The 22650-nt window shown below is 60.6% G+C and carries 20 protein-coding genes and 1 riboswitch; of the genes, 8 read left to right on the top strand and 12 right to left on the bottom strand.

All coding sequences use genetic code 11. From position 1 onward, the window contains the following. The first annotated feature begins 25 nt into the window (after nt 1-25). Nucleotides 26-643 (top strand): hemolysin III family protein, encoded by a 618-nt coding sequence (locus tag J5M66_RS00900; protein WP_207807509.1) that lies wholly within the window; start codon nt 26-28, stop codon nt 641-643. Nucleotides 644-779: 136 nt separating this feature from the next. Here J5M66_RS00900 and J5M66_RS00895 read toward each other — a convergent pair whose 3' ends face one another. After that, complete coding sequence (locus J5M66_RS00895; protein ID WP_207807508.1) at nt 780-1499, bottom strand: 16S rRNA (uracil(1498)-N(3))-methyltransferase; 720 nt, start codon at nt 1497-1499, stop codon at nt 780-782. A gap of 133 nt (nt 1500-1632) precedes the next feature. After that, nucleotides 1633-3039 (bottom strand): adenosylmethionine--8-amino-7-oxononanoate transaminase, encoded by a 1407-nt coding sequence (locus tag J5M66_RS00890; protein ID WP_207807507.1) that lies wholly within the window; start codon nt 3037-3039, stop codon nt 1633-1635. 223 nt (nt 3040-3262) lie between these two features. On the opposite strand from J5M66_RS00890, the gene J5M66_RS00885 reads away from it, so the two are divergent. Then, nucleotides 3263-5032, top strand: coding sequence for a flavin monoamine oxidase family protein (locus J5M66_RS00885; RefSeq protein ID WP_207807506.1), 1770 nt, complete (start codon nt 3263-3265; stop codon nt 5030-5032). 362 nt (nt 5033-5394) lie between these two features. On the opposite strand, the gene J5M66_RS00880 is transcribed toward J5M66_RS00885, so the two are convergent. Then, the gene (locus J5M66_RS00880; protein WP_123443777.1) at nt 5395-5892 is read right to left on the bottom strand and encodes a hypothetical protein; all 498 of its coding nucleotides are present in this window, start codon (nt 5890-5892) and stop codon (nt 5395-5397) included. A 299-nt stretch (nt 5893-6191) separates the two neighbouring features. Here J5M66_RS00880 and J5M66_RS00875 point away from each other — a divergent pair, with 299 nt between their 5' ends. Both J5M66_RS00875 and J5M66_RS00870 read left to right on the top strand, forming a co-directional pair. Next, nucleotides 6192-6743, top strand: coding sequence for a cytochrome b (locus J5M66_RS00875; protein ID WP_073471054.1), 552 nt, complete (start codon nt 6192-6194; stop codon nt 6741-6743). A gap of 31 nt (nt 6744-6774) precedes the next feature. Further along, entirely contained in the window at nt 6775-7353 is a 579-nt protein-coding gene (locus J5M66_RS00870; RefSeq protein ID WP_024014635.1) for a YceI family protein, read from the top strand. Nucleotides 7354-7603: 250 nt separating this feature from the next. Here the strand turns inward: J5M66_RS00870 and J5M66_RS00865 are convergent, their stop codons facing one another. The 4 genes from J5M66_RS00865 to ahcY all read right to left on the bottom strand — a co-directional run bounded on the left by J5M66_RS00865 (nt 7604) and on the right by ahcY (nt 13113). After that, the gene (locus tag J5M66_RS00865) at nt 7604-9466 is read right to left on the bottom strand and encodes a DEAD/DEAH box helicase (RefSeq protein ID WP_016772767.1); all 1863 of its coding nucleotides are present in this window, start codon (nt 9464-9466) and stop codon (nt 7604-7606) included. Between the two features lie 221 nt (nt 9467-9687). Continuing rightward, nucleotides 9688-10500: a transporter substrate-binding domain-containing protein gene (locus J5M66_RS00860; RefSeq protein ID WP_206421452.1), complete on the bottom strand. Its 813-nt coding sequence runs from the start codon at nt 10498-10500 to the stop codon at nt 9688-9690. A gap of 171 nt (nt 10501-10671) precedes the next feature. After that, nucleotides 10672-11517 carry a methylenetetrahydrofolate reductase [NAD(P)H] gene (metF, locus tag J5M66_RS00855; RefSeq protein WP_056786871.1) on the bottom strand — a complete coding sequence of 282 codons (846 nt, stop codon included), beginning with the start codon at nt 11515-11517 and terminating at the stop codon, nt 10672-10674. Nucleotides 11518-11703: 186 nt separating this feature from the next. Beyond that, the gene (gene ahcY, locus J5M66_RS00850; protein ID WP_016772771.1) at nt 11704-13113 is read right to left on the bottom strand and encodes an adenosylhomocysteinase; all 1410 of its coding nucleotides are present in this window, start codon (nt 13111-13113) and stop codon (nt 11704-11706) included. Between the two features lie 23 nt (nt 13114-13136). Then, nucleotides 13137-13235, bottom strand: a riboswitch (S-adenosyl-L-homocysteine riboswitch). A 190-nt stretch (nt 13236-13425) separates the two neighbouring features. On the opposite strand from ahcY, the gene J5M66_RS00845 reads away from it, so the two are divergent. Beyond that, nucleotides 13426-13830: a hotdog domain-containing protein gene (locus J5M66_RS00845; protein ID WP_016772772.1), complete on the top strand. Its 405-nt coding sequence runs from the start codon at nt 13426-13428 to the stop codon at nt 13828-13830. A gap of 174 nt (nt 13831-14004) precedes the next feature. Then, nucleotides 14005-14892 (top strand): formate/nitrite transporter family protein, encoded by an 888-nt coding sequence (locus J5M66_RS00840; RefSeq protein WP_016772773.1) that lies wholly within the window; start codon nt 14005-14007, stop codon nt 14890-14892. Here J5M66_RS00840 and J5M66_RS00835 read toward each other — a convergent pair whose 3' ends face one another. Further along, on the bottom strand, nt 14893-16158 hold the full coding sequence (locus tag J5M66_RS00835; protein WP_024014630.1) for a sodium:proton antiporter: 1266 nt from the start codon (nt 16156-16158) through the stop codon (nt 14893-14895). 250 nt (nt 16159-16408) lie between these two features. Beyond that, complete coding sequence (locus J5M66_RS00830; RefSeq protein WP_071173880.1) at nt 16409-17578, bottom strand: MFS transporter; 1170 nt, start codon at nt 17576-17578, stop codon at nt 16409-16411. Between the two features lie 331 nt (nt 17579-17909). On the opposite strand from J5M66_RS00830, the gene J5M66_RS00825 reads away from it, so the two are divergent. Next, nucleotides 17910-18293, top strand: coding sequence for an MAPEG family protein (locus J5M66_RS00825; protein WP_039757593.1), 384 nt, complete (start codon nt 17910-17912; stop codon nt 18291-18293). A gap of 86 nt (nt 18294-18379) precedes the next feature. Here the strand turns inward: J5M66_RS00825 and J5M66_RS00820 are convergent, their stop codons facing one another. Next, entirely contained in the window at nt 18380-19552 is a 1173-nt protein-coding gene (locus tag J5M66_RS00820; RefSeq protein ID WP_207807505.1) for an MltA domain-containing protein, read from the bottom strand. Between the two features lie 128 nt (nt 19553-19680). On the opposite strand from J5M66_RS00820, the gene J5M66_RS00815 reads away from it, so the two are divergent. Beyond that, a complete protein-coding gene (locus J5M66_RS00815) occupies nt 19681-20130 on the top strand; it encodes a cytochrome c (RefSeq protein WP_123443781.1) in 450 nt (149 codons plus the stop codon). Between the two features lie 165 nt (nt 20131-20295). Here J5M66_RS00815 and J5M66_RS00810 read toward each other — a convergent pair whose 3' ends face one another. Then, on the bottom strand, nt 20296-20691 hold the full coding sequence (locus J5M66_RS00810) for a DUF1090 domain-containing protein (protein WP_016772779.1): 396 nt from the start codon (nt 20689-20691) through the stop codon (nt 20296-20298). A 97-nt stretch (nt 20692-20788) separates the two neighbouring features. Continuing rightward, nucleotides 20789-22465 carry an NAD-dependent DNA ligase LigB gene (gene ligB / locus J5M66_RS00805; protein ID WP_207807504.1) on the bottom strand — a complete coding sequence of 559 codons (1677 nt, stop codon included), beginning with the start codon at nt 22463-22465 and terminating at the stop codon, nt 20789-20791. Nucleotides 22466-22650: the final 185 nt, after the last annotated feature.

Genomic DNA, 22650 nt, shown 5'->3' with positions numbered 1-22650 from the left:
GTTGTGACTACGAGGTATGCGACACATGTATCACGGGGAAAAACTCAACGCCTGGACCCATCTGGTCGGAGCCATCGCCGCGTTTATCGGCGGCGTATGGATGCTGGTGATTGCCAGCCTCGACGGCAGTCCGTGGAAGATCGTCAGCGTAGCCATTTACGCCTTCACCTTGCTGGTGCTCTACAGCGCCTCGACCGTTTACCACAGCGTGCGCGGGCGCAAGAAAGCGATCATGAAGAAGGTCGATCATTTCTCGATCTACCTGTTGATCGCCGGCAGCTACACGCCGTTCTGCCTGGTGACGTTACGCGGGCCTTGGGGCTGGACGCTGTTCGGAATTGTCTGGGGGCTGGCGCTGATCGGCATCCTGCAAGAGATCAAACCGCGCTCCGAGGCACGGATTCTGTCGATCGTGATTTACGCGGTGATGGGCTGGATCGTGATGGTCGCGGTCAAGCCGCTGATCGCTGCATTGGGCACGGCGGGGTTTGCCTGGTTGGCATCGGGCGGGGTGTTGTATACGGTGGGGATTATCTTTTTTGCCCTCGATCACCGACTGCGGCATGCCCATGGCATCTGGCACCTGTTCGTGATTGCCGGGAGCTTGCTGCACTTTGTGGCGATTCTGTTTTACGTGCTGTAGCCCGGCTGACTGATCGTTCCCACGCTCTGCGTGGTAACGCCTCCTGTGACGCTCTGCGTCACGCTGTTTGGGACGCGGAGCGTCCCGGGCTGCATTCCCACGCAGAGCGTGGGAACGATCAGTCCGGCAAAAAGGTTTAGAAATCACCCCAAAGTTGCTGGGCTACCGCCAGCGCCACCACCGGTGCCGTCTCGGTACGCAGTACGCGTGGGCCGAGGCGGGCGGCGTGGAAACCGTTGGCCTTGGCTTGCTCGACTTCGCCGTCCGTCAGGCCACCTTCCGGTCCGATCAGAAACGCCAGCGTCGCCGGTTTGGCATGACTCACCAGCGGCTCTGCCACCGGATGCAGCACCAGTTTCAATTCGGCTTCAGTCTGCTTGAGCCAGTCCGCCAGCAACACCGGCGGATGAATCACCGGCACCCGTGAACGCCCGCACTGTTCGCAGGCACTGATTGCTACCTGACGCCAGTGCAGCAAGCGCTTGTCGGCGCGTTCGTCCTTGAGCCGCACTTCGCAGCGTTCGCTGAAGATCGGGGTGATTTGCGTCACGCCCAGTTCAGTGGCTTTCTGAATCGCCCAGTCCATGCGCTCGCCCCGGGACAGGCCCTGGCCGAGGTGGATCTGCAGCGGCGATTCGATTTGCCCGGCGAATTGCTCGTCGATTTGTACGACCACGCGTTTCTTGCCGACATCCACCAAGGACCCGCGAAATTCATGGCCGGAACCGTCGAACAACTGCACCGCATCGCCTTCGGCCATGCGCAACACGCGGCTGATGTAATGCGCCTGGGCCTCTGGCAGTTCGTGTTCGCCAGTGCTCAGCGGAGCGTCGATAAAGAAGCGGGACAGTCTCATTTCGGGTCTCTCAGATTAGATCGTTCCCACGCTCTGCGTGGGAATGCCTCATCGGACGCTCTGCGTCCGCTTTTGGGACGCGGAGCGTCCCGGGCTGCATTCCCACGCGGAGCGTGGGAACGAGAAATTACGGTTAGCCCGGGTCGCGGAATCCCGGATGGAAGTCTTTCGGCACCGCCACGCTGACGCTGTCACGCGTAGCGATATCAATACCTTCACTGGCCACTTCGGCCAGGAAGTCGATCTGCTCCGGGGTGATCACATACGGCGGCAGGAAATACACCACGCTGCCCAGTGGCCGCAACAACGCACCGCGCTCCAGCGCATGCTGGAACACCTTCAAGCCACGACGCTCCTGCCAAGGGTAGGCCTCTTTCGTGGCTTTATCCTTGACCATCTCGATGGCCAGGACCATGCCGGTCTGGCGCACTTCGGAGATGTTCGGGTGATCGACCAGATGCGCGGTCGCCGAGGCCATGCGCTGAGCCAGCGCCTGGTTGTTCTCGATGACGTTGTCCTGCTCGAAGATATCCAGGGTCGCCAGTGCCGCAGCGCAGGCCAGCGGGTTGCCGGTGTAGCTGTGCGAATGCAGGAAGGCGCGCAGGGTCGGGTAGTCGTCGTAGAAGGCGCTGTAGACCTCGTCGGTGGTCAGGCACGCCGCCAGCGGCAGATAGCCGCCGGTGAGGGCTTTCGACAGACAGAGGAAGTCCGGGCGGATGCCGGCCTGTTCGCAGGCGAACATCGTCCCGGTGCGGCCGAAGCCGACCGCGATTTCATCGTGGATCAGATGCACGCCATACCGGTCGCAGGCCTCGCGCAGCAGCTTGAGATAAACCGGGTGATACATGCGCATGCCGCCGGCGCCCTGAATCAACGGCTCGACGATCACAGCCGCGACGCTGTCATGATTTTCCGCCAGCGTCTGTTCCATGGCGGCGAACATGTTGCGCGAGTGTTCCTCCCAGCTCATGCCTTGCGGGCGCAGATAGCAATCCGGGCTCGGCACTTTGATGGTGTCCATCAACAGGGCTTTGTAGGTCTCGGTGAACAGCGGCACATCGCCGACCGCCATCGCCGCCATGGTTTCGCCGTGGTAGCTGTTGGTCAGGGTGACGAAGCGCTTCTTGTTCGGCTGGCCGCGATTGAGCCAGTAGTGAAAACTCATCTTCAGCGCGACTTCGATGCAGGACGAACCGTTATCGGCGTAGAACACCCGATTCAAGCCTTGCGGGGTCATTTTCACCAGACGCTCGGACAGCTCGATCACCGGCTGATGGCTGAAACCGGCAAGAATCACATGTTCGAGTTGATCGACCTGATCCTTGATGCGCTGGTTGATGCGCGGGTTGGCGTGGCCGAACACGTTGACCCACCACGAGCTGACCGCGTCGAGGTAGCGCTTGCCTTCGAAGTCTTCGAGCCAGACGCCTTCGCCGCGCTTGATCGGGATCAGCGGCAGCTGTTCGTGGTCTTTCATCTGGGTGCAGGGATGCCACAACACCGCAAGATCGCGTTGCATCCACTGGTTATTCAGGCCCATTTACAGTCTCCTCGAGGCGGCTCGCGTCTGGCGCGGGCGAACAATCGCGCAAGCCTATGCAATGCATCGCGCGGGAACAACCCATTGTGTCGATTGAGCTACTTTGTCTGAGCCGATAGACGTCGCTGGCGGCGTTTTGATGGCTAACGTATTCTTCGCGGTTCTTTGAGTCGTCTGACTCGCAAAACTGCTTTTTCCCACATGTTTTTCCGGAGTTCGCTGAATGTCTGTCGGTTGGCTGCGCGCCTGTGCGCTGGTGATGTTGGGGCTGTTCAGCGTTACGGCGCTGGCCAAGGATAAAACCGCAATCGTGATTGGCGGTGGCCTGTCGGGTCTGACCGCCGCTTATGAACTGCAGAACAAAGGCTGGCAGGTCACCCTGCTGGAAGCCAAACCGAGCCTGGGCGGCCGCTCGGGCATGGCCACCAGCGAGTGGATCGGCAACGACAAGACTCAGCCGGTGCTGAACAAGTACGTGTCGACCTTCAAGCTCGGCACCACGCCGGCGCCGGAATTCGTCCGTACCCCGGGTTATCTGATCGACGGCGATTATTTCTCCGCCGCTGATCTGGCCACCAAGCAGCCAGCCACCGCCGATGCGCTCAAGCGCTACCAGAAAACCCTCGACGATCTGGCGCGCTCGATCGACGACCCGCAGAATCCGGCGGCGACCGCCACTTTGCATGCGCTGGACCAGATCACCGTATCGAGCTGGCTCGACAAGCAGAACCTGCCGGCCACCGCGCGTCAGTTGATCAACCAGGACATCCGCACCCACTACGACGAACCTTCGCGTCTGTCGCTGCTGTACTTCGCTCAGCAGAATCGTGTGTATCGCGGCGTTTCCGACCGAGACCTGCGTGCTTCGCGTCTGGTCGGCGGCAGCCAAGTGCTGGCGCAGGCGTTCGTCAAACAGATCAAAACCATCAAGACCAACTCGCCGGTATCGGCCATCAACCAAGACAAGGACGGCGTGACCGTCAAAGTTGGCAGCGTCGGCTATCAGGCTGACTACGTGGTGCTGGCGGTGCCGTTGCGCGCACTGAACAAGATCGCCCTGACCCCGGCGCTGGATGCTCAGCATCTGGCGGCGATCAAGGGCACCAACTACGGCTGGCGCGACCAGATCATGCTGAAGTTCAAGACGCCAGTGTGGGAAAGCAAATCGCGCATGTCCGGCGAGATCTACAGCAACGCAGGTTTAGGCATGCTCTGGATCGAACCGGCGCTGAAGGGCGGCGCCAACGTGGTGATCAACCTGTCCGGCGACAATGCCCGCGTGATGCAGGCGTTCGGCGACAAACAGATGGTCGATCAGGTGTTGATCCGCCTGCACGCCTTTTATCCACAGGCCCGTGGCTCGTTCACCGGTTATGAAATCCGTCGCTACAGCACCGACCCGTCGATGGGCGGCGCCTACCTGGCTTACGGCCCGGGGCAGATCAGCAAGTTCTGGCGCCTGTGGGAACGTCCGCTGCAACGCGTAGCGTTCGCCGGCGAACACACCGATACCTTGTACCCGGGCACCCTGGAAGGCGCATTGCGCACCGGCCAGCGCGCAGCCAGCCAGGTTGAAGATCTGGCGGCAGGCAAGTCGTTCGAACCGGCCAAAGTGGTTCCGGCTGCAGCTGCGGCAGGCGCGGCGGGTGCGGTAGCGGCGAAGAAGGGCAACTTCTTCAGCAACCTGTTCGGCGGTTCGGATGACGAGAAGAAGCCAGAGCCTGTGAAAGCGCCAGAGCCAGCACCTGCTCCTGCCGCTCCAGCGCCTGCACCGACCCCGGCACCTGCGCCAGCGCCGGTGGAAGCACCGAAACCAGCGGCCCCGGTGAAAGCCGAGCCGGCGAAAAAAGCAGCGGCCAAGCCAGCGGCGAAGAAGCCTGCGGCCAAAACCGAAACGAAAAAGCCGGCGGCCAAACCGGCGGCGAAAAAAGCTGAACCGGCGAAGAAGCCAGCGGCCAAGCCTGCTGTAACGACCGAGACCAAGGCGCAGTAAGGCTTTGTTCACATGAAAACGCGGCCCTCGGGTCGCGTTTTTTTTGCCCTGCGGTTCAGTCCTTCGTCATCCGGTTACGGGACTTACCGGCGTACCGGAGCCTTCCCACAAGATGCTCGGAATGAGGTGATAGCGGCTGCCAGCGCGCCAATTTTATGCTGGAAAAAATTTGGGGCATGCTATGAAAACGCTTATCGCGATACTGGTTTTGATTGCACTTTCCGGATGTAGCAACGGGCAATTTTTCCCCGGCGGCTATGGTTCTGAACTGGCGCACAAGTGCTACATAGACCCCTACAGTGCCGAATGCCTGCAACCGCCGGCAGTACTTCATAACTGATCGGTCATGAATGGCTGGTCAGTCAAAACTCCCACTTGAAGAACTCTGTCCCGTTCGGCAGTTTCCTCAGCCACTTTTGCTTGGGTTTGCGCAGGCGCCCGGGAATGAAACCGAAACGCGCCCAGCGCAGACTGCCCGTGCGCTGGTCGTAAATCACCAGGTTTCCATCGTCCTGCACAGTCATGTATGTGTTGTACCAAAGCGACTTGTCGGCGCTGTGCGTGCTTTCCGCGATCCATAATCGTCGCCTGGAGGGGTCATAAAGAAAGCCGCTGTTGCTGATCACAAACTGCAGCGGCTCGCGCATCTTCTTCGGGTGCAAAGTTGCACTGTAAGGTTGATTGGCGTCGGCGATCCAGATAACCCCCTCACCGTCTTTGAGGACCAGATTTCCATCGCTTTGCAGCATCAGACGAAATCGACCGTTCTCGGATTGCAGGAATTGGCCCGCAGACATCGTTTGATTGGGCGGCAGTACAGAAGAACCACTTGCTTGAAAGGGCGTATATCGCAGAGCCATGTTTCGTGCCTGTTTGAATAATGAAAAGAAGCATCATTCGAGCAGGTTTGAATTGCGCATCAGCGGTACATAGTTATCAGGGGCGAGTTTCGCCGTCTGCGTGTGCAGAGATGACGATGGTCAATGCAGCCCCCGTCATTTGTACAAGCGCTCCACGCAGGAATCGCCTTTAATCCTTCCTTAACACCCCGCTCGCAGACTCTTGATCGTATTTCTCGATATTTCAAAGCAAAATTTTCCGCTTTAATTCGATAGATAACTCGCTAGTCTTGGTTCGCAGTTCTCACAGGATTTGGGCAATGCAGCTACGTAACTCTTCTTCGCGCTATGGTTGGGTCAGCATCTTCATGCACTGGGGCGTGGCGCTGGCGGTCTTCGGGCTGTTTGCGCTGGGTCTATGGATGGTCGGGCTGGATTACTACAGCACCTGGCGCAAAGACGCGCCGGATCTGCACAAGAGCATCGGTCTGGTGCTGCTCGCGGTGATGGTGTTGCGGGTGGTGTGGCGTTTCATCAGCCCGCCGCCGCCAACGCTGCAAAGCTACAGCCGCATGACCCGTATCGGCGCCAAGTTCGGCCACGGATTTCTGTATCTGGCGCTGTTCGCTGTGATGATTGCCGGTTACCTGATTTCCACCGCAGACGGTGTCGGGATCCCGGTGTTTGGCCTGTTTGAAGTCCCTGCTCTGCTCTCCGGACTACCGGATCAGGCAGATACCGCTGGGGTGATTCATCTCTGGCTGGCGTGGGCACTGGTAATTTTTTCCGGTCTCCATGCGTTGGCAGCATTGAAGCACCACTTTATCGATCGTGATGCGACCCTCACTCGAATGCTCGGTCGCAAAGCCTGAAATTCAACCTCGACTCAAAGGAAAAGAAAGCATGTTGAAAAAGACTCTGGCCGCTCTGGCAATCGGTTCTGCACTGCTCTCGGCTGGTCAGGCCATGGCTGCGGACTACAAAATCGACAAGGAAGGCCAGCACGCCTTCGTTGACTGGAAAATCAGCCACCTGGGTTACAGCTTCATCCACGGTACCTTCAAAGATTTCGACGGTACTTTCTCTTGGGATTCGGCCAAGCCTGAAGCCAGCAAGATCTCTGTGGATGTGAAAACTGCCAGCCTGTGGTCGAACCATGCTGAACGTGACAAGCACATCGCCAGCAAAGACTTCCTCGACGTGAGCAAGTTTGCTGATGCCAAGTTCGTCTCCACCGCCGTTAAATCGACCGGTGAAAAGACTGCTGACGTGACCGGCGACCTGACCTTGCACGGCGTGACCAAGCCTGTGACCTTCAAGGCCACATTCAACGGCGAAGGCAAGGATCCATGGGGCGGCGAGCGCGCTGGCTTCAACGCCAAGACCACTCTCAATCTGAACGAGTTCGGGATCAAGGGCCCAGGCCCAACCTCGCAAACGGCAGATCTGGATATCTCGCTGGAAGGTGTGAAAGTCAAATAACTTTCGCTCGCCACAATAAAACGCCCTTGGTCGAAAGGCCCGGGGCGTTTTTTATTGCCTGCGACACATTCCCTGTGGGAGCGAGCCTGCTCGCGAAAGCGGTCATTCCGGCAACATCATTGCTGACTGACCCGCCGCCTTCGCGAGCAGGCTCGCCCCCACAGGGGTATTGCGGTGTGGCAGAGATAATCGAGGTAAAAAAAAGCCCCGGCTCTTTCGAGTCGGGGCATTTTTCATGGCGGGTTGAAACTCAGCGATTGCGGGTCAGCAAGGCTGGTTTCTCGCCACGTGGGCGGCTTGGCAGTTGATCGAGCTGCTCAGGCGTCGGGAAGCGGTCGGCTTTCGATTCCTTGTGCATGATCTTCGGACCGTTGCTGCGCGGATTCTGCACGGCCGGTTCGCTGCGTGGCTGATCGTCACGGGCCGGACGGCGGTTGCGCGGCGCGGATTCGTCACGACGACCCTGACCGTCACGCGGTGCGCCATTGCGCGGGCCGCTGCGTTTGGCCGGTGGCGTGCCGGTGCTCGAACCGTTGCTGTTGCGCGGACCGTTCTGGCGTCCCTGAGGCTGACCACCGCGTGGTGCGCCTGCGCCTTGCGCCGGTGCGCCCGGACGACGGCCACGGCCGCCGGCAGGAGCGGCCTTCGGCACGTAGTCAACGCGGTTACCGAAGTTATCGATATCGTCGTCGAGGAACTCGTCCGGGGCACGGTCAGCCGCTGCACGCGGTGGCTGGCTCGGGCGCTGTTCGCGGCTCGGCGTGCCTTCGCGCGGTTTCTGCTGACGGGCAGGGCGCTCGCCACGTTCACCGGCCGGCTTTTCCTTGCCCTTGTCTTTGCCTTTGTCCTTGCGACCGCCGCCACCGCCGCCGCCATTCGGGCCGTCGCCACGTGGGCCACGAGAATTGCGCGGGTTGCGGATGTCAGGACGCTCGCGGGCTTCCGGCTTCTCGGCTTCGATGGTGCTGGAGTCGAAGCCCATCAGATCGCCGTCGGCAATCTTCTGCTTGGTCATGCGCTCGATGCTTTTCAGCAGCTTCTCTTCGTCTGGCGCGACCAAGGAGATCGCCTCGCCGGAACGACCGGCGCGGCCGGTACGACCGATACGGTGCACATAGTCTTCATCGACGTTCGGCAGCTCGAAGTTGACCACATGCGGCAACTGGTCGATGTCCAGACCACGGGCGGCGATGTCGGTCGCAACCAGAATGCGCACTTCGCCGGCCTTGAAGTCGGCCAGGGCCTTGGTGCGGGCGTTCTGGCTCTTGTTACCGTGGATCGCCACCGCCGGCAGGCCGTGTTTGTCCAGGTATTCAGCGAGACGGTTGGCGCCGTGCTTGGTGCGGGTGAAGACCAGCACCTGTTCCCACGCGCCGGCGGTGATCAGGTGCGCCAGCAGCGCACGTTTGTGGCTGGCCGGCAGGCGGAACACGCGTTGTTCGATGCGCTCGACCGTGGTGTTCGGCGGCGTCACTTCGATGCGTTCCGGGTTGTGCAGCAGTTTGCCGGCGAGGTCGGTGATGTCTTTGGAGAAGGTCGCCGAGAACAGCAGGTTCTGACGCTTGGCCGGCAGACGCGCGAGGACTTTCTTCACGTCGTGGACAAAACCCATGTCGAGCATGCGGTCGGCTTCGTCGAGAACGAGAATTTCCACGTGGGACAGATCGACGCTGCCCTGGCCGGCGAGGTCGAGCAAGCGACCCGGGCAGGCGACGAGAACGTCGACGCCACGGGACATGGCCTGGACCTGCGGGTTCATGCCGACGCCGCCGAAGATGCAGGCGCTGACGAATTTCAGGTCACGGGCGTAGATCTTGAAGCTCTCGTGCACCTGGGCCGCGAGTTCGCGGGTCGGGGTCAGGACCAGCACGCGCGGTTGGCGCGGGCCGTGACGCTGGGATTTGTCCGGGTGACCGTTGGGGAACAACCGCTCCAGAATCGGGAGGGCGAAACCGCCGGTTTTACCGGTACCTGTCTGAGCCGCCACCATCAGGTCGCGACCTTGCAACACGGCGGGAATGGCCCGCTGTTGCACCGGAGTAGGCTCGGTATAGCCCGCATCTTCGATGGCACGGACTAAAGCCTCGGAGAGACCGAGGGAAGCAAAGGACATGAGTAATCCTGTTTTAGTTAGGGCTTGGCCCAATGGGAGTCTTGCCTGGCGCGAATCACGTTTAAGAGGACGCAATCCCGTCCGGTCCAGCGGCGGTTCCGAAGGCACGTCAGGAGCGCTCGCGCGGGCTGGAAGCTGCGCTGTAGCGGGTCGAGAGGCCTGTTACGGTTCCGGGCGTCCGGGCGTGAGCCTGGCGGGAACGCCGGAGTATAACAGAGCAATCACTGCGCGCTGCTTTCCTGCTGCTCAACGGTTTTGCCGCTGGCCGTGGCCGAGCGCAGTGACGCGCTATCAACGGGCGCGGCACCGTAGCGCGCGCTGAGCTCGGCGTAGGCTGGTTCGCGCTTGAATCGCTTGAGCTCGGCGCCGAAACGCTGCACCAGCAAGTCCATACCGGCATTGCGCCGAACCGCAAGAAACTGGCTCTGGCGGCTGATAACCGTCGGGTTTTCCGTGATCAGATCGCGAATATTCAGCTCATCGAGCAAATGCTGACCGACGCGGCGATCGGTAATCAGCAGGTCAATCCGCCCGCGCACCAGTTTGCCGAAATTGGCTTCATGAGTTGGTGCCGGCTCACGGGTAAACAGGTCCGACTGGCTGAAGTCAGGGCTGTACAGATAACCCGGCGAGGTGCCGATGGTCAGGCCTTTGAGTTGTTCGAGGGTGTTGAAAGGATGCGGCCGCTGATTGGCGTAGAACATCACGAATTCGACGTCGGACAAAGGTTCGCTGGGATAGAGCAGGGTGGCGTCGCGTTCGGCGCTGTGAAAGATGTCCAGGGCACCGTCGGCCTGGCCGGTCTCGAGCATCGACAGGCAGCGCTTCCACGGCAGGAACTGCCATTCCACTTCAATGCCCAGACGCTGGAACACGATGGCGGTGGTTTCGTAGTCAAGACCGAGGTTCTTTCCGCGCTGTTCGTAGACGTACGGCGCCCACGGCTCGGTGACAATACGCAACTTCTCCCCCCGAGCGGCGAAGCTCAGGCAAGCAAAAACCAGCACGGCGAATAACTGCGTGATCAAAGGCATGGCTGGAGATTACGACGAGAATCGCGAAAGAGCCAGAAAGCCGCTGCACAAGCTCTGTTTCGCGGCTTCAAACAAAAAAAATCGCAGCCCTGACAACCCAACAAAGATGTTGCCAAGGACTGCGATCTCTTGATCCAGCTTGTAGCTTTCAGCTCGAAACTTGCAGCTGCTTCAGCGCGGCAACTTCAGGTTATTCCAGATGGCCAGGCTAGGTTCGGCCTGGTTCATCGAGTAGAAGTGCAGCCCCGGTGCGCCGCCCTGCAGCAGGCGTTCGCACATTTCGCTGACGACTTGTTCGCCAAAGCTTTGAATGCTTCGCGTGTCGTCGCCGTAGGCTTCCAGTTGCTTGCGGATCCAGCGCGGGATTTCCGCACCGCAGGCATCGGAGAAGCGCGCGAGTTTGCTGTAGTTGGTGATCGGCATGATCCCCGGCACGATCGGCAGATCCACGCCCAGCGCCTGCAAACGGTCGACGAAGTAGAAGTAGCTGTCGGCGTTGAAGAAGTACTGGGTGATCGCGCTGTCGGCACCGGCCTTTGCCTTGCGCACGAAGTTGGCGAGATCGTCTTCGTAGTTGCGCGCTTGCGGATGCATCTCCGGGTAAGCGGCGACTTCGATGTGGAAATGATCGGCGGTTTCTTCACGAATGAATTCCACCAGTTCATTGGCGTGACGCAGCTCACCGCTGGTCATGCCCATGCCGGACGGCAGGTCGCCGCGCAGGGCAACGATGCGCTTGATGCCGGCAGCCTTGTATTCGTTCAGCAGGCCGCGCAGGTCGTCCTTGCTGTCACCGACGCACGACAGGTGCGGAGCGGCGGGTACTTTGACTTCGCTTTCCAGCTGCAACACGGTGTTGAGCGTGCGATCACGGGTCGAACCGCCAGCGCCGTAAGTGCAGGAAAAAAAATCAGGGTTGTAAGTGGCCAACTGACGGGCAGTGGCGAGCAGCTTTTCTTGCCCGGCATCAGTCTTGGTCGGGAAAAACTCGAAGCTGTAGCGACGGTCTTGGGACATTGGAGGGGGCCTCCAGCTACGAGCTGCAAGCTTCAAGCTGCAAGAGGGCGGAGCGCCGGGATCCTGTGCCTGAAGCTTGCAGCCAGCGGCTGCGTAATAACGATGAAGAAGCCAGCGACAGCTACAAGCCTCAAGTAAACCAACCGCTTTTACTTGCCGCTTGCAGCTTGAAGCTCGCAGCTGCTCTTAATAGCGATAGGCGTGCGGCTTGAACGGGCCTTCGACGGTGACGCCGATGTAGTCAGCCTGTTGCTTGGTCAGTTGGGTGACCACGCCGCCGAAACCACGGACCATTTCCAGGGCCACTTCTTCGTCGAGTTTCTTCGGCAGCACTTCAACGGTCAGACGCTCGGCTTTCTGCGCTGGCGACAGGTCGGCATATTTCTGGCCGAACAGGAAGATCTGTGCCAGTACCTGGTTGGCGAACGAACCGTCCATGATGCGGCTCGGGTGACCGGTGGCGTTGCCCAGGTTCACCAAGCGGCCTTCGGCCAGCAGGATCAGGTAGTCGTCGTTCTGTGGATCGAAGCTGCCAGCGCCGGTGCGGTGAACCTTGTGCACCTGTGGCTTCACTTCTTCCCATGCCCAGTTCTTGCGCATGAAAGCGGTGTCGATTTCGTTGTCGAAGTGACCGATGTTGCAGACAACGGCGCGCTTCTTCAGGGCTTTGAGCATGTTCGCGTCGCAAACATTGACGTTACCGGTGGTGGTCACGATCAGGTCGATCTTGCCCAGCAGCGCTTTGTCGATGCTCGCTTCGGAACCGTCGTTGATACCGTCGATGAATGGCGACACCAGTTCGAAACCGTCCATGCACGCTTGCATGGCGCAGATCGGGTCAACTTCGGAGACTTTAACGATCATGCCTTCCTGACGCAGGGACTGGGCCGAGCCCTTGCCCACGTCACCGTAACCGATGACCAGCGCTTGCTTGCCGGACAGCAGGTGGTCGGTGCCGCGCTTGATCGCATCGTTCAGGCTGTGACGGCAGCCGTACTTGTTGTCGTTCTTGGACTTGGTCACCGAGTCGTTGACGTTGATCGCCGGAATCTTCAGCTCGCCCTTGGCCAGCATGTCCAGCAGACGGTGTACGCCAGTGGTGGTTTCTTCGGTCACGCCGTGAACGCGATCGAGCACTTGCGGGTATTTCTTGTGCAGCAGCTCGGTCAGGTCGCCGCCGTCGTCGAGGATCATGTTGGCGTCCCATGGCTGGCCATCCTTGAGGATGGTCTGCTCCAGGCACCACTCGTACTCTTCTTCAGTTTCGCCTTTCCAGGCGAACACCGGGATACCGGCGGCAGCGATAGCGGCAGCGGCCTGATCCTGAGTGGAGAAAATGTTGCAGGACGACCAGCGCACTTCGGCACCCAGGGCAACCAGGGTTTCGATCAGCACGGCAGTCTGAATGGTCATGTGGATGCAGCCGAGGATTTTTGCGCCCTTGAGCGGCTGCTCGGCAGCGTATTTGCGGCGCAGACCCATCAGGGCAGGCATTTCCGATTCGGCGATGATGGTTTCGCGACGGCCCCAGGCAGCCAGGGACATGTCGGCAACTTTGTAATCGGTAAAATCGGCAGGCGTGTTGACAGCGCTCATGAAGAGCCTCCATTCGTAATGTATGCGAATGGGCGCCGTTGTGCGTTTAGTGTCCGGCGCAGGCCGGTCAACGCCCCATCCGAGCCTGACAGGTCGAACCTGCTGCAGCGCCCCTCGGACAGGTGGCGGGAAAACGGCATAGCCGTTCTGAATCGGTGGCGATTATAGCGGTCTTCGCCCGGCTAGTGGCAAGCGGCAAGCTACAAGCGGCAAGTAAAAGCCAATCCGCTTTTACTTGCAGCTTGTAGCTGAAAACTTGAAGCTGGGGGCCAATACCCCTAACGCTCAAACGCCTCGACCCAGGAGCCCCCCATGAATTTCCACACCCGCAAATGGGTTAAACCCGAAGACCTCAACCCCAACGGCACCCTGTTCGGCGGCAGCCTGCTGCGCTGGATCGATGAAGAAGCGGCGATCTACGCCATCGTGCAACTGGGCAACCAGCGTGTGGTGACCAAGTACATCTCGGAAATCAACTTCGTCAGCGCCTCTCGCCAGGGCGACATCATCGAACTGGGCATCACCGCCACCGAATTCGGCCGCACCTCGATCACCCTGACCTGCGAAGTGCGCAACAAGATCACCCGCAAGAGCATCCTGACCGTCGAGAAGATGGTGTTCGTCAACCTCGGCGAAGACGGCCTGCCGGCGCCGCACGGGCGGACCGAGATCAAATATGTGAAAGACCAGTTCAAGGATGACGAAGCCGTTCAATAAGATCGGCGGCGCATTCTTCGCGAGCAGGCTCGCTCCCACAGGTACAGCGTGATCCTTGTGGGAGCGAGCCTGCTCGCGAAAGCGGTTGCCAATTCAGCGGAGATTCGCCTGGCCACTGAACAGCCATGAAGCGCAACGGTCGTAGCTACATCGCCCCCCACCGGTTGCCACGCCATGACCACCCCCACCAGCGACAAGACCCCCGACCTCTCGGCCAAGGAACAGCACGAAGTCGAGAAGAGCCAGCCGCCGCGCGCGGCCGTTCTGCATGAAATCATCCGCACCCAGGGCGATCAGGAACTGGAGCGCAGCATTGCCGCGCTGTGGTGGTCGGCGCTGGCGGCAGGGTTGACCATGGGCCTGTCGCTGATGGGCATGGGATTGCTCAATTCGCGCCTGCCCGACGGCGACGAATTCAAGGTGATCGCCAGTTTCGGCTACTGCGCCGGTTTCCTCGCGGTCATCCTCGCGCGCCAGCAACTGTTCACCGAAAACACCCTGACCGCCGTGCTGCCGGTGATGACCAGGCCGACGCTGAAGAATTTCCTGCGCCTGATCCGTCTGTGGACAGTGGTATTGGTCGGCAACCTCTGCGGGACGATTCTGGTGGCGTACGTGATGCTGGAACTGCCGATTTTCGACAGCAAGACCGACGTCGCCTTCCTCGAAATCGGCCGCAAGGTCATGGAGCATAGCGCCAGTCAGATGTTCGCCAAGGGCATCGTCTCCGGCTGGATGATCGCCACCATGGTCTGGATGATCCCGTCCATGGAGAGCGCGAAGATGTGGATCATCATCCTCATCACCTACTTCATGGCGCTGGGCGACTTCACCCATATCGTTGTCGGATCGGCGGAAGTGTCGTATCTGGTGTTTGCTGGCGAGTTGCCGTGGAGTGATTTCTGGGCGGTGTTCGCCGGACCTACGCTGGCGGGGAACATCATTGGCGGCAGCTTCATCTTCGCGCTGATCAGCCATGCGCAGATTCGCAGTGAAAGCGGTGCGCCGAAGGAATCTGCGGATCAGGCTGTTAAGCCCGATCCGCAGTCGATCAAGAAATGATCAGTGGTGGGCTGGCTCAGCCACGCTGGCCGGCTCATTACGCGTCGCGTGCTTGACCAGTTTGCCGATGGTCAGGCCCTGCAGCAGGATCGACGACAGCACGACGATGTAGGTGATGCTCAGCAGCAGGTCGCGTTCCGGGCCCAGCGGCAGGGCCAGCGCCAGGGCCACCGACACACCACCGCGCAAACCGCCCCAGGTGAGGATGCGGATGGTGCCGGCCGGCACTGAGCGCCAGCGCCGCAGCAGCAGGATCGCCGGCGCCACGGTGAGCAGGCGCGACAGCAGAATCGCCACCGCCAGCAGGCCTGCGGCGGCCATGTGCAGCCAGTTGAACGGCAGCAGCAACAGCTCCATGCCGATCAGCGCAAACAGCAGCGCGTTGAGCATGTCATCGAGCAACTCCCAGAAACCGTCCAGATAGCGCCGGGTCATGTCGTTCATTGCCAGATTGCGCCCCAGGTTGCCGATGATCAGACCGGCCACCACCATCGCAATCGGCGCCGAGACGTGCAGTTCGGTGGACATCGCCGAGCCGCCGATCACCAGGGCCAGCGTCAGCATCACGGTAATCTGGTGCTGCTCGACGCTTTTGATCATCCGATAGACCAGATAACCGATCAGCCCGCCGAACAACACACCGCCAATGGCCTCATGGACGAAGAGCATGGCCGTGGCGCTGACGGTCGGGGTTTCGCCCAGTTGCGCGATGCCCAGCAGCACGGTGAAGACCACCACCGCCGTGCCGTCGTTGAACAGTGATTCGCCGACGATGGTGGTTTTCAGTGGTTTCGAAGCGTTGGCGGTACGCAACACGCCGAGTACCGCAATCGGGTCGGTCGGTGAGATCAGCGCGCCGAACAACAGGCAGTAGAGGAAACTCACGTGCCAGCCGAACAGGGCAAAAATGTAGAAGGCCAGGCTGCCGATCACCACGGTGGCGATCAACACGCCGAAGGTGGCCAGCAGGCCGATCGGCCAGCGGTAGCTGCGCAAGTCATTGAGGTTGACGTGCAGGGCGCCGGCGAACAGCAGGAACGAGAGCATCCAGTTCATCAGCAGATCGCCGAAATCGATCTGGCCGATCAGTTGCTGCACGCGGTCTTCGAGGCCGGGAAAGCCGAGGACGCTGAGGCCTTGCAGGAGCAATGAGAACAGCAGGGCGGTAACCATCACGCCGATGGTCGGCGGCAGGCCGATAAAGCGGAAATTGACGAAGGTCAGGAGGGTGGTGAGGCAGATGAAAGCGGCGACGAGTTCAAGCATCCGGGGTCCTTTGGATGAAGGGTGAATGGAGCGCGACCGGAGGTTGGACGCAGGGGTTTGATGGGCAAACAGCGACACGGGACACACCACAGTTCATTGTGGCGAGGGGATTTATCCCCGCTCGGCGGCGAAGCCGTCGCAATCCGGTTTATCGATTATTCCTGACAAAACCCGATTGAAGGTTTTTGGGGCTGCTGCGCAGCCCAACGGGGATAAATCCCCTCGCCACAGGTAGTCAGTCGCAGAGGTCTCAGCCAGACACATTGACCGCACTCGCCCGCCGACGTTGCAGGTAAATGAACAACAGCGCCGTCAGCACCGTCAGCACGCCAACCAGCGCCCCGGTCCATGGCAGGTCCGCCAGATCCGCGCCGCTGGCAACCACCAGTCCACCGATCCAGGCGCCTGCGGCATTGCCAAGGTTGAACGCGCTCTGGTTCAGCGTCGAACCCAGATTCGGCGCTTCGTGCGCCTGATCGATGATCAACAGCTGCAGAATCGGGCACAGCGCAAAGGCGAAAATTCCCCACAGCACCAGGGTAATCGCCGCCGGAATCACCGCGCGGCTGGTCTGGCTGAACGCCGCGAGAATCACCACGACCGCCAGCGCTACACCGACCAGTGACGGCAGTAAGCGGCTGTCGGCCAGGCGCCCGCCGAGCATGCTGCCCGCTGTCAGGCCGACGCCGAACAACAGCAGCATCACCGTCACGCCGTGGGGGCTGACGCCAGTGATGTCTTGCAGGATCGGTGCGATATACGTGAACACGCTGAACAGGCTGGTCGAGGCCAGCACGCTCATACCCAGCGCCAGCAGCACGTTGGCCTTGCCCAGCACTTTGAATTCGCTGGCGAGGTTGGCTTTGTCCATTGCGATGTGTTTTGGCAGCCACAACCACTGCGCCAGCGCCGCAACAATGCCGATCACCGACACCGCCCAGAAGGTCGAGCGCCAGCCAGCGTATTGGCCAAGCGCTGTGCCGAGTGGCACGCCGAGCACGTTGGCCAGGGTCAGGCCGGTGAACATCATGGCAATCGCCTGCGCGCGTTTGTTCGGCGCCACCAGGCCGGCGGCAACCACCGAGCCAATGCCGAAAAACGCGCCATGACACAGCGCTGTGACCACGCGCGCCGCCATCAGCGTCGCGTAGTTCGGCGCGAGCGCGCAGAGCACGTTGCCGAGGATGAACATCAGCGTCATGCCCAGCAGTGTCGCTTTGCGCGGCATATTGGCGGTGCCGATCGCCAGGATCGGTGCGCCGAACACCACGCCCAGGGCGTAACCGGTGATCAGCAGTCCGGCGTGAGGAATGCTCACCGCCAGATCGCGGGCGACGTCGGGCAGCAGGCCCATGATGACGAATTCGGTAGTGCCGATGCCGAACGCGGCAACGGCGAGTGCAAGCAAAGCGAGGGGCATGCGCAAGGTCTCTGTCGGTAGTCTTGACGCTTTGATCAGGCATACGCGTGCCAGCGACCGTTTTCGAAGAAAGCGGAGCAGGCAGCTTTTATTGGAATTTTTTGGTGTGCAGCTGAGTACGGCGCGGTGGTTGCAGTATAAACAGCTGCTGACACATGGCGAATCAATAATCTGACTAATCGACGGCGCGCTGGAAGTGCCGTGTTATATCCAGCTGAAAGAACCTTTCTGCCGGGCGCGGCTCTTAGCCTGTGGGCAGGTGCTGATCGGCATGCTGGTGATGAATTTCTGATCGCTCGCCAATTTCTCCAATCGAAAAAAGGACGACGTTATGACAGTGGCTCTGTGGTGTGTGTTGATCGCGATTTTCCTGCCGTACGTGTGCACGATCGTGGCGAAGGCCACCGGCGGTTTCCGCCTCAAAGACAATTATGATCCACGGGACTTTCTCGACAGCGTCGATGGCGTCGCCCGTCGCGCCCACGCCGCGCAACTGAACAGCTTTGAAGTAACGCCTGCGTTTGCCGCTGCGGTGATCGTTGCGCACCTGGTCGGCACTGCGCAGCTGGTGACGGTCAATGTGCTGGCCGTGCTGTTTATCACCAGTCGCCTGCTGTACATCATCTGCTACCTGGCTGACTGGGCTGCACTGCGTTCGGTGGTGTGGTTTATCGGGATGGGGCTGATTGCTTCGTTTTTCTTTGTGTCCATTTAAAAGCAAGGTCAAAAGATCGCAGCCTGCGGCAGCTCAGAGGAATGCATACTCCTGTAGGAGCTGCCGAAGGCTGCGATCTTTTGCCTTTAGGGTTTGTCAGCCACCTGTGGCACTTGCGGCAACTCTTGTCCTTTAGGCCAGAGCATCCAGATCTGCCCCTGCTGCTTCATGTCCCCGGCCAGTTGCCCGGCCGCATCACCCGTGCCCCAGAACAGATCCGCGCGCACCTCACCGGCAATCGCGCCGCCGGTATCCTGCGCCGCGACCGGGCGCACCAGTGGGGTGCCATCCGGTTTGGTGGTCGACAGCCATAACAGACTGCCCAACGGAATCACCTTGCGATCCACCGCCGCGCTGTAGCCGGCGGTCAGCGGCACGTTCAGCGAGCCGCGTGGGCCTTCGTTGCTGTCCGGGTTGCGGGTGAAGAACACGTAGCTGGGGTTGCTGGCGAGCAGTTCCGGAATGCGCGTGGGGTTGGCCTTGGCCCAGTTGCTGATCGCGCTCATGGTCACGTCTTCTTTCTTCAGCTCGCCTTGCTCGACCAGCCAGCGACCGATCGGCCGGTACGGGTGGCCGTTCTGATCGGCGTAGGCGATGCGCAACTGTTTGCCGTCCTCGGTCTGGATCCGGCCCGAGCCCTGGATCTGTAGAAATTGCAGATTCATCGGGTCAGTCAGATAGGCGACCACTGGCGCTTTCACGCCTTTGGATTCGATGGTCGCCGCGTCGTCGTAAGGCTTGAGCACGCGACCTTCGAGGCGGCCGCGCAGGCGCTTGCCTTTCAATTCCGGGTAGATGCTGTCGAGCGAGACGATGATCATGTCTTCCGGCACGCCATACACTGGCACGTTCGCCGTTGCGGTGGGCGTCAGGCTGCCGGGGTACACCGGTTCGTAGTAGCCGGTGATCAGACCATTGGGGTTGTCATTCTCGGCGCGCAGGCCGTAGACATCGAGATTCTGCTTGAGAAATGCACGAATCTCGGCGGCGCTTTGCGGCACATTCACCGCCGCAGCGCAGGTCGGGCCCCACACCGCGTCGGCTTTGAGTCGTGTGCAGGCGCTGCGCCAGGAACCGAAACCGGCGACCAGATCGCTATCGGAAACCGCTGGCAACGCTTCCCAGGTCGCGCTGGAATAGGTGGCCAGCGCATGGGTTTTTGGTTTGGCGCTGTCGCCGCCTGTGCAACCGGCGAGGATGGCGAGCAGTGGAAGGGTGACGATAAGCGGGTGACGCCAGGCCGTGAAGCGGCTGTTCATGGAGTGATTCCTGTGCCGGTTGGCCGAGTGCTCCATGCGCTCGACCAACCCGTATTTTTAATAGGGCTATTGGTGTTTGGCGGTGAGCCGAGGATACTGGCCGCCGATTTCCGCGACCTGAAGCCACCATGACTCTGAAACCCATTGCTGTTGTATTGCTGGCCTGCCTGACCTTGTCCGCCTGTGGCGGTGTCGACCCGAATTCGCCGCTGGGCCAGCGCAAGGCGATCTTCAAGCAGATGCTCAAGACCAGCGAAGACCTCGGCGGCATGTTGCGCGGGCGCATTGCCTTCGACGGGCCGAAATTTGCCGAGGGCGCAGTCAGACTTGATGCGTTGGCCCATGAGCCGTGGAAGCATTTCCCGCAGGTGCGCGAGGAAGATCACACCAGCGCCAAAGATGATGTCTGGCAGAAACAGGCGCGTTTTCAGGAACTGGCCCGCGCCCTCGAGACAGCCACCGGTGAATTGGTGGTCGCCAGTCAGGTTCAGCCGTACAAGGCCAGCAATCTTGGGCCGGCAGTGCAGAAAGTTGAAGATGCCTGCAGTGCTTGCCATAAAGAGTTTCGCGATCATTGATTCCTGAAGCTGCTGAGTACCTTGTGGCGAGGGGATTTATCCCCGATGGGCTGCGAAGCAGCCCCAAAACCATACAGCCGAGTTTTTTCAGTCGGACCCGACCAGCCGAATTTGCGACCGCTTCGCCGTCGGACGGGGATAAATCCCCTCCCCAAAGGGCTTCGGTTACTTATCGATCTCGTCCAGCGCTTCCTGCAGTTCCTTGCGCGACTCGGCGAGCTTTTCCTTGCGCTTGTTGATCTTCTCCGGATCGCCCTTCTTCATGGCCTTGTCGAGGTCCGCCTGACGCTGGCTCACCTCATGCTTGGCCTCAAGCACTTTGTTCTCACGTTCTTTTTTCAGCCCGGCGTCGGTGCAGTGTTCATTGACTTCACGCAGTGCGGTTTCCAGGCCTGCCTGCTGCTCCATGTTGCCGCGCGACTTGGCCTGTTCGATCTGATTGATGATGCCCTGCTTCTTGGCAGCGCAACCGGTCAGGCCCGGGCCGTCTTCTTCGGCCATGACCGGAGCGGCCATGACGCCGCAAAGAGTAAGCAGGGCGAGCGGTGCGAGAAATTTCATAAAAGCTCCATGTGCAAAGGCAATCGGGGTGGGAGGGCACTGCGCTGTTGGAGCGTCTGGCCGGCCGTTGGGTTCCCGCCGGGCGGGGATTGCAGGTTCAGAAGCCGTCGATTCCGGCGGCTTTCAGGGTTTCACTCAAAGCCAGTACCTGCGGGTCGCGAAAGAATGCGCTCAGTTGCGCCGCGCGTCCCGGGCCGATGCCGGCTTCTGCCTGCCATTGTTCAGTGTCGCGTTGTGCCAGGGCCTGCCACGAATCGTCCAGTTGTGCCTGTCCGGTCGGCGGCATGCCCAGCGCTTTCAACCATCGAGCGAACGGCTGTTGCCGCGCGCCCTCAAAACTCTGGATCAGACGTGCGCTGCTGCGCTCGCCGAGGCCGGCAATGTTAGCAAGCTCTGACGCATCGAGGGTCAGCCAATCCAGCAGGTGTTTCAGACGGCCTGTTTCCAAAAGTTTCTCCCAGGTGCCACGCCCGACATGCTGCATGGCCAGGCCCTGCTTGCCACTGAGCCAGGTCAGACGCGCGAGAAACTGGCTTTCACACCCCGGCGTCGGCTGCCAGCAGCTTAGGGCGTGGTAGTCGCCGGCATCGGGGATGTTGATGTCTGCCCGTTCGCTGGTGCGCAGCACGACACTGTCCAGGCGCGGAATGGTCAGCCCGGCCAGACTGATTGCCACCTGATCGCCGGGACGGATGTCGAGGGTTTGCCAGCGCTTGAGCGAGCTGACGCTGACCCGTTTGATCTCGCGGTCATCGAGTCTGACCGGCAGTAGTTCCAGCACTGGAGTGATTCGCCCGGTGCGGCCGATTTTGAAGTTGACCTTGCGCACTTCGGCCAACGCCTGGGCGAAAGGGTATTTCCAGGCGACCGCCCAATACGGCGCGCGAGCCTGCCAGCGTTCGGCGGGTGGCCGTTGGCTCTGACGCAGCACCACGCCGTCGCTGGCAAAGGGCAGGGGCGAGCGATACCAGTGCTCGCGCCATTTTTGCGCATCTTCGAATCGGTTGACGGGCTGTGTAAAGGGCTCGGTTGCAGCGAACCCCAATGCCTGGAGTTCGGACAATCTCTCCGGCAGCCGCACAGGACCTTGCGGCCAGTCCCAGACAAACAGGCCGATCCCGGCGGCCTGTTCAACATCGAGTGTTTTACGTCCCATCAGCCCGGCGATGGTGGCGCGGGCATTGACGCTGCCGGACTGTGATTGAACATGGGCGTTCAGGCGCCAATAGAGTTCGCCCTGTACCAGCAGATCCTGTGGCTGCCTCAAACGTTGCGGAATGGCTGCGATCCTGCGCGCGGAGGCGGTCCAGTCCTGGCCGTTGACCCCGTCACCGCGACTAATCGCCTGCTGCAATATTCCCTGGCGGTAGATCAGCGTGACAGCCACGCCGTCGACCTTGGGCTGCACCCAGACGTTCTGGCGATTGCGCAACCAGTGGGCGACGTCTTCGGCTTTGTGCAGCTTGTCCAGACCGGTATGGGCGATGGGGTGGATGACCGTGCCGGAAGCTGTGCGCAACGGCTGCGGGGATGAGGGTTGGTTGAAACAGGCTTGCCATTCTTTCAGCCGCAGCTGGGACTGGTCGTAGAGTTCGTCGCTGATCAATGAACGGCCTTCGCGGTGATAGGCGTCGTCCCATTGGTCGATCCGGTTTTGCAGGGCGGTGATTTCGCGTTGGGCTTGGGAAAGATCCCAGTTCGGGCAGTTGGCTTGGCTGACGAGGGTGATGAGTGCCAGCAGGAAGGCCAGCAACAGGCGCAGTGTGAAGAGCATTGTGAGCGTCCTTGCTCGGGGGGTGATGCTTGAAGGGTAGGTGAGGATCTGAAGAACGTTGCGCGGCTTTTTTGCGAACTGTTTCGGGGCAGGGGAATTGGTGTTGCCGGGGCGGGCGCCTTCGCGAGCAGGCTCGCTCCCGCAGGGATCTCAAAAATCTGTCAGGCATGAAAAAGCCCCGCACG

It is taken from the genome of Pseudomonas sp. 67(2021) (assembly GCF_017491835.1).
In the GTDB taxonomy this organism is placed as follows: domain Bacteria; phylum Pseudomonadota; class Gammaproteobacteria; order Pseudomonadales; family Pseudomonadaceae; genus Aquipseudomonas; species Aquipseudomonas atacamensis.
This window is presented reverse-complemented; position numbering and strand designations above follow the sequence as displayed.

What these genes read in the sequence shown, in the direction of transcription:
- J5M66_RS00860 (WP_206421452.1), bottom strand. Translation starts at nt 10,500, where the DNA reads ATGCCTTTGATCACGCAGTTATTCGCCGTGCTGGTTTTTGCTTGCCTG.
- ahcY (WP_016772771.1), bottom strand. Translation starts at nt 13,113, where the DNA reads ATGAGCGCTGTCAACACGCCTGCCGATTTTACCGATTACAAAGTTGCC.
- J5M66_RS00870 (WP_024014635.1), top strand. Translation starts at nt 6,775, where the DNA reads ATGTTGAAAAAGACTCTGGCCGCTCTGGCAATCGGTTCTGCACTGCTC.
- ligB (WP_207807504.1), bottom strand. Translation starts at nt 22,465, where the DNA reads ATGCTCTTCACACTGCGCCTGTTGCTGGCCTTCCTGCTGGCACTCATC.
- J5M66_RS00885 (WP_207807506.1), top strand. Translation starts at nt 3,263, where the DNA reads ATGTCTGTCGGTTGGCTGCGCGCCTGTGCGCTGGTGATGTTGGGGCTG.
- J5M66_RS00825 (WP_039757593.1), top strand. Translation starts at nt 17,910, where the DNA reads ATGACAGTGGCTCTGTGGTGTGTGTTGATCGCGATTTTCCTGCCGTAC.
- J5M66_RS00810 (WP_016772779.1), bottom strand. Translation starts at nt 20,691, where the DNA reads ATGAAATTTCTCGCACCGCTCGCCCTGCTTACTCTTTGCGGCGTCATG.
- J5M66_RS00890 (WP_207807507.1), bottom strand. Translation starts at nt 3,039, where the DNA reads ATGGGCCTGAATAACCAGTGGATGCAACGCGATCTTGCGGTGTTGTGG.
- J5M66_RS00815 (WP_123443781.1), top strand. Translation starts at nt 19,681, where the DNA reads ATGACTCTGAAACCCATTGCTGTTGTATTGCTGGCCTGCCTGACCTTG.
- J5M66_RS00880 (WP_123443777.1), bottom strand. Translation starts at nt 5,892, where the DNA reads ATGGCTCTGCGATATACGCCCTTTCAAGCAAGTGGTTCTTCTGTACTG.
- J5M66_RS00830 (WP_071173880.1), bottom strand. Translation starts at nt 17,578, where the DNA reads ATGCCCCTCGCTTTGCTTGCACTCGCCGTTGCCGCGTTCGGCATCGGC.
- J5M66_RS00835 (WP_024014630.1), bottom strand. Translation starts at nt 16,158, where the DNA reads ATGCTTGAACTCGTCGCCGCTTTCATCTGCCTCACCACCCTCCTGACC.
- J5M66_RS00820 (WP_207807505.1), bottom strand. Translation starts at nt 19,552, where the DNA reads ATGAACAGCCGCTTCACGGCCTGGCGTCACCCGCTTATCGTCACCCTT.
- J5M66_RS00875 (WP_073471054.1), top strand. Translation starts at nt 6,192, where the DNA reads ATGCAGCTACGTAACTCTTCTTCGCGCTATGGTTGGGTCAGCATCTTC.
- J5M66_RS00895 (WP_207807508.1), bottom strand. Translation starts at nt 1,499, where the DNA reads ATGAGACTGTCCCGCTTCTTTATCGACGCTCCGCTGAGCACTGGCGAA.
- J5M66_RS00900 (WP_207807509.1), top strand. Translation starts at nt 26, where the DNA reads ATGTATCACGGGGAAAAACTCAACGCCTGGACCCATCTGGTCGGAGCC.
- metF (WP_056786871.1), bottom strand. Translation starts at nt 11,517, where the DNA reads ATGTCCCAAGACCGTCGCTACAGCTTCGAGTTTTTCCCGACCAAGACT.
- J5M66_RS00865 (WP_016772767.1), bottom strand. Translation starts at nt 9,466, where the DNA reads ATGTCCTTTGCTTCCCTCGGTCTCTCCGAGGCTTTAGTCCGTGCCATC.
- J5M66_RS00845 (WP_016772772.1), top strand. Translation starts at nt 13,426, where the DNA reads ATGAATTTCCACACCCGCAAATGGGTTAAACCCGAAGACCTCAACCCC.
- J5M66_RS00840 (WP_016772773.1), top strand. Translation starts at nt 14,005, where the DNA reads ATGACCACCCCCACCAGCGACAAGACCCCCGACCTCTCGGCCAAGGAA.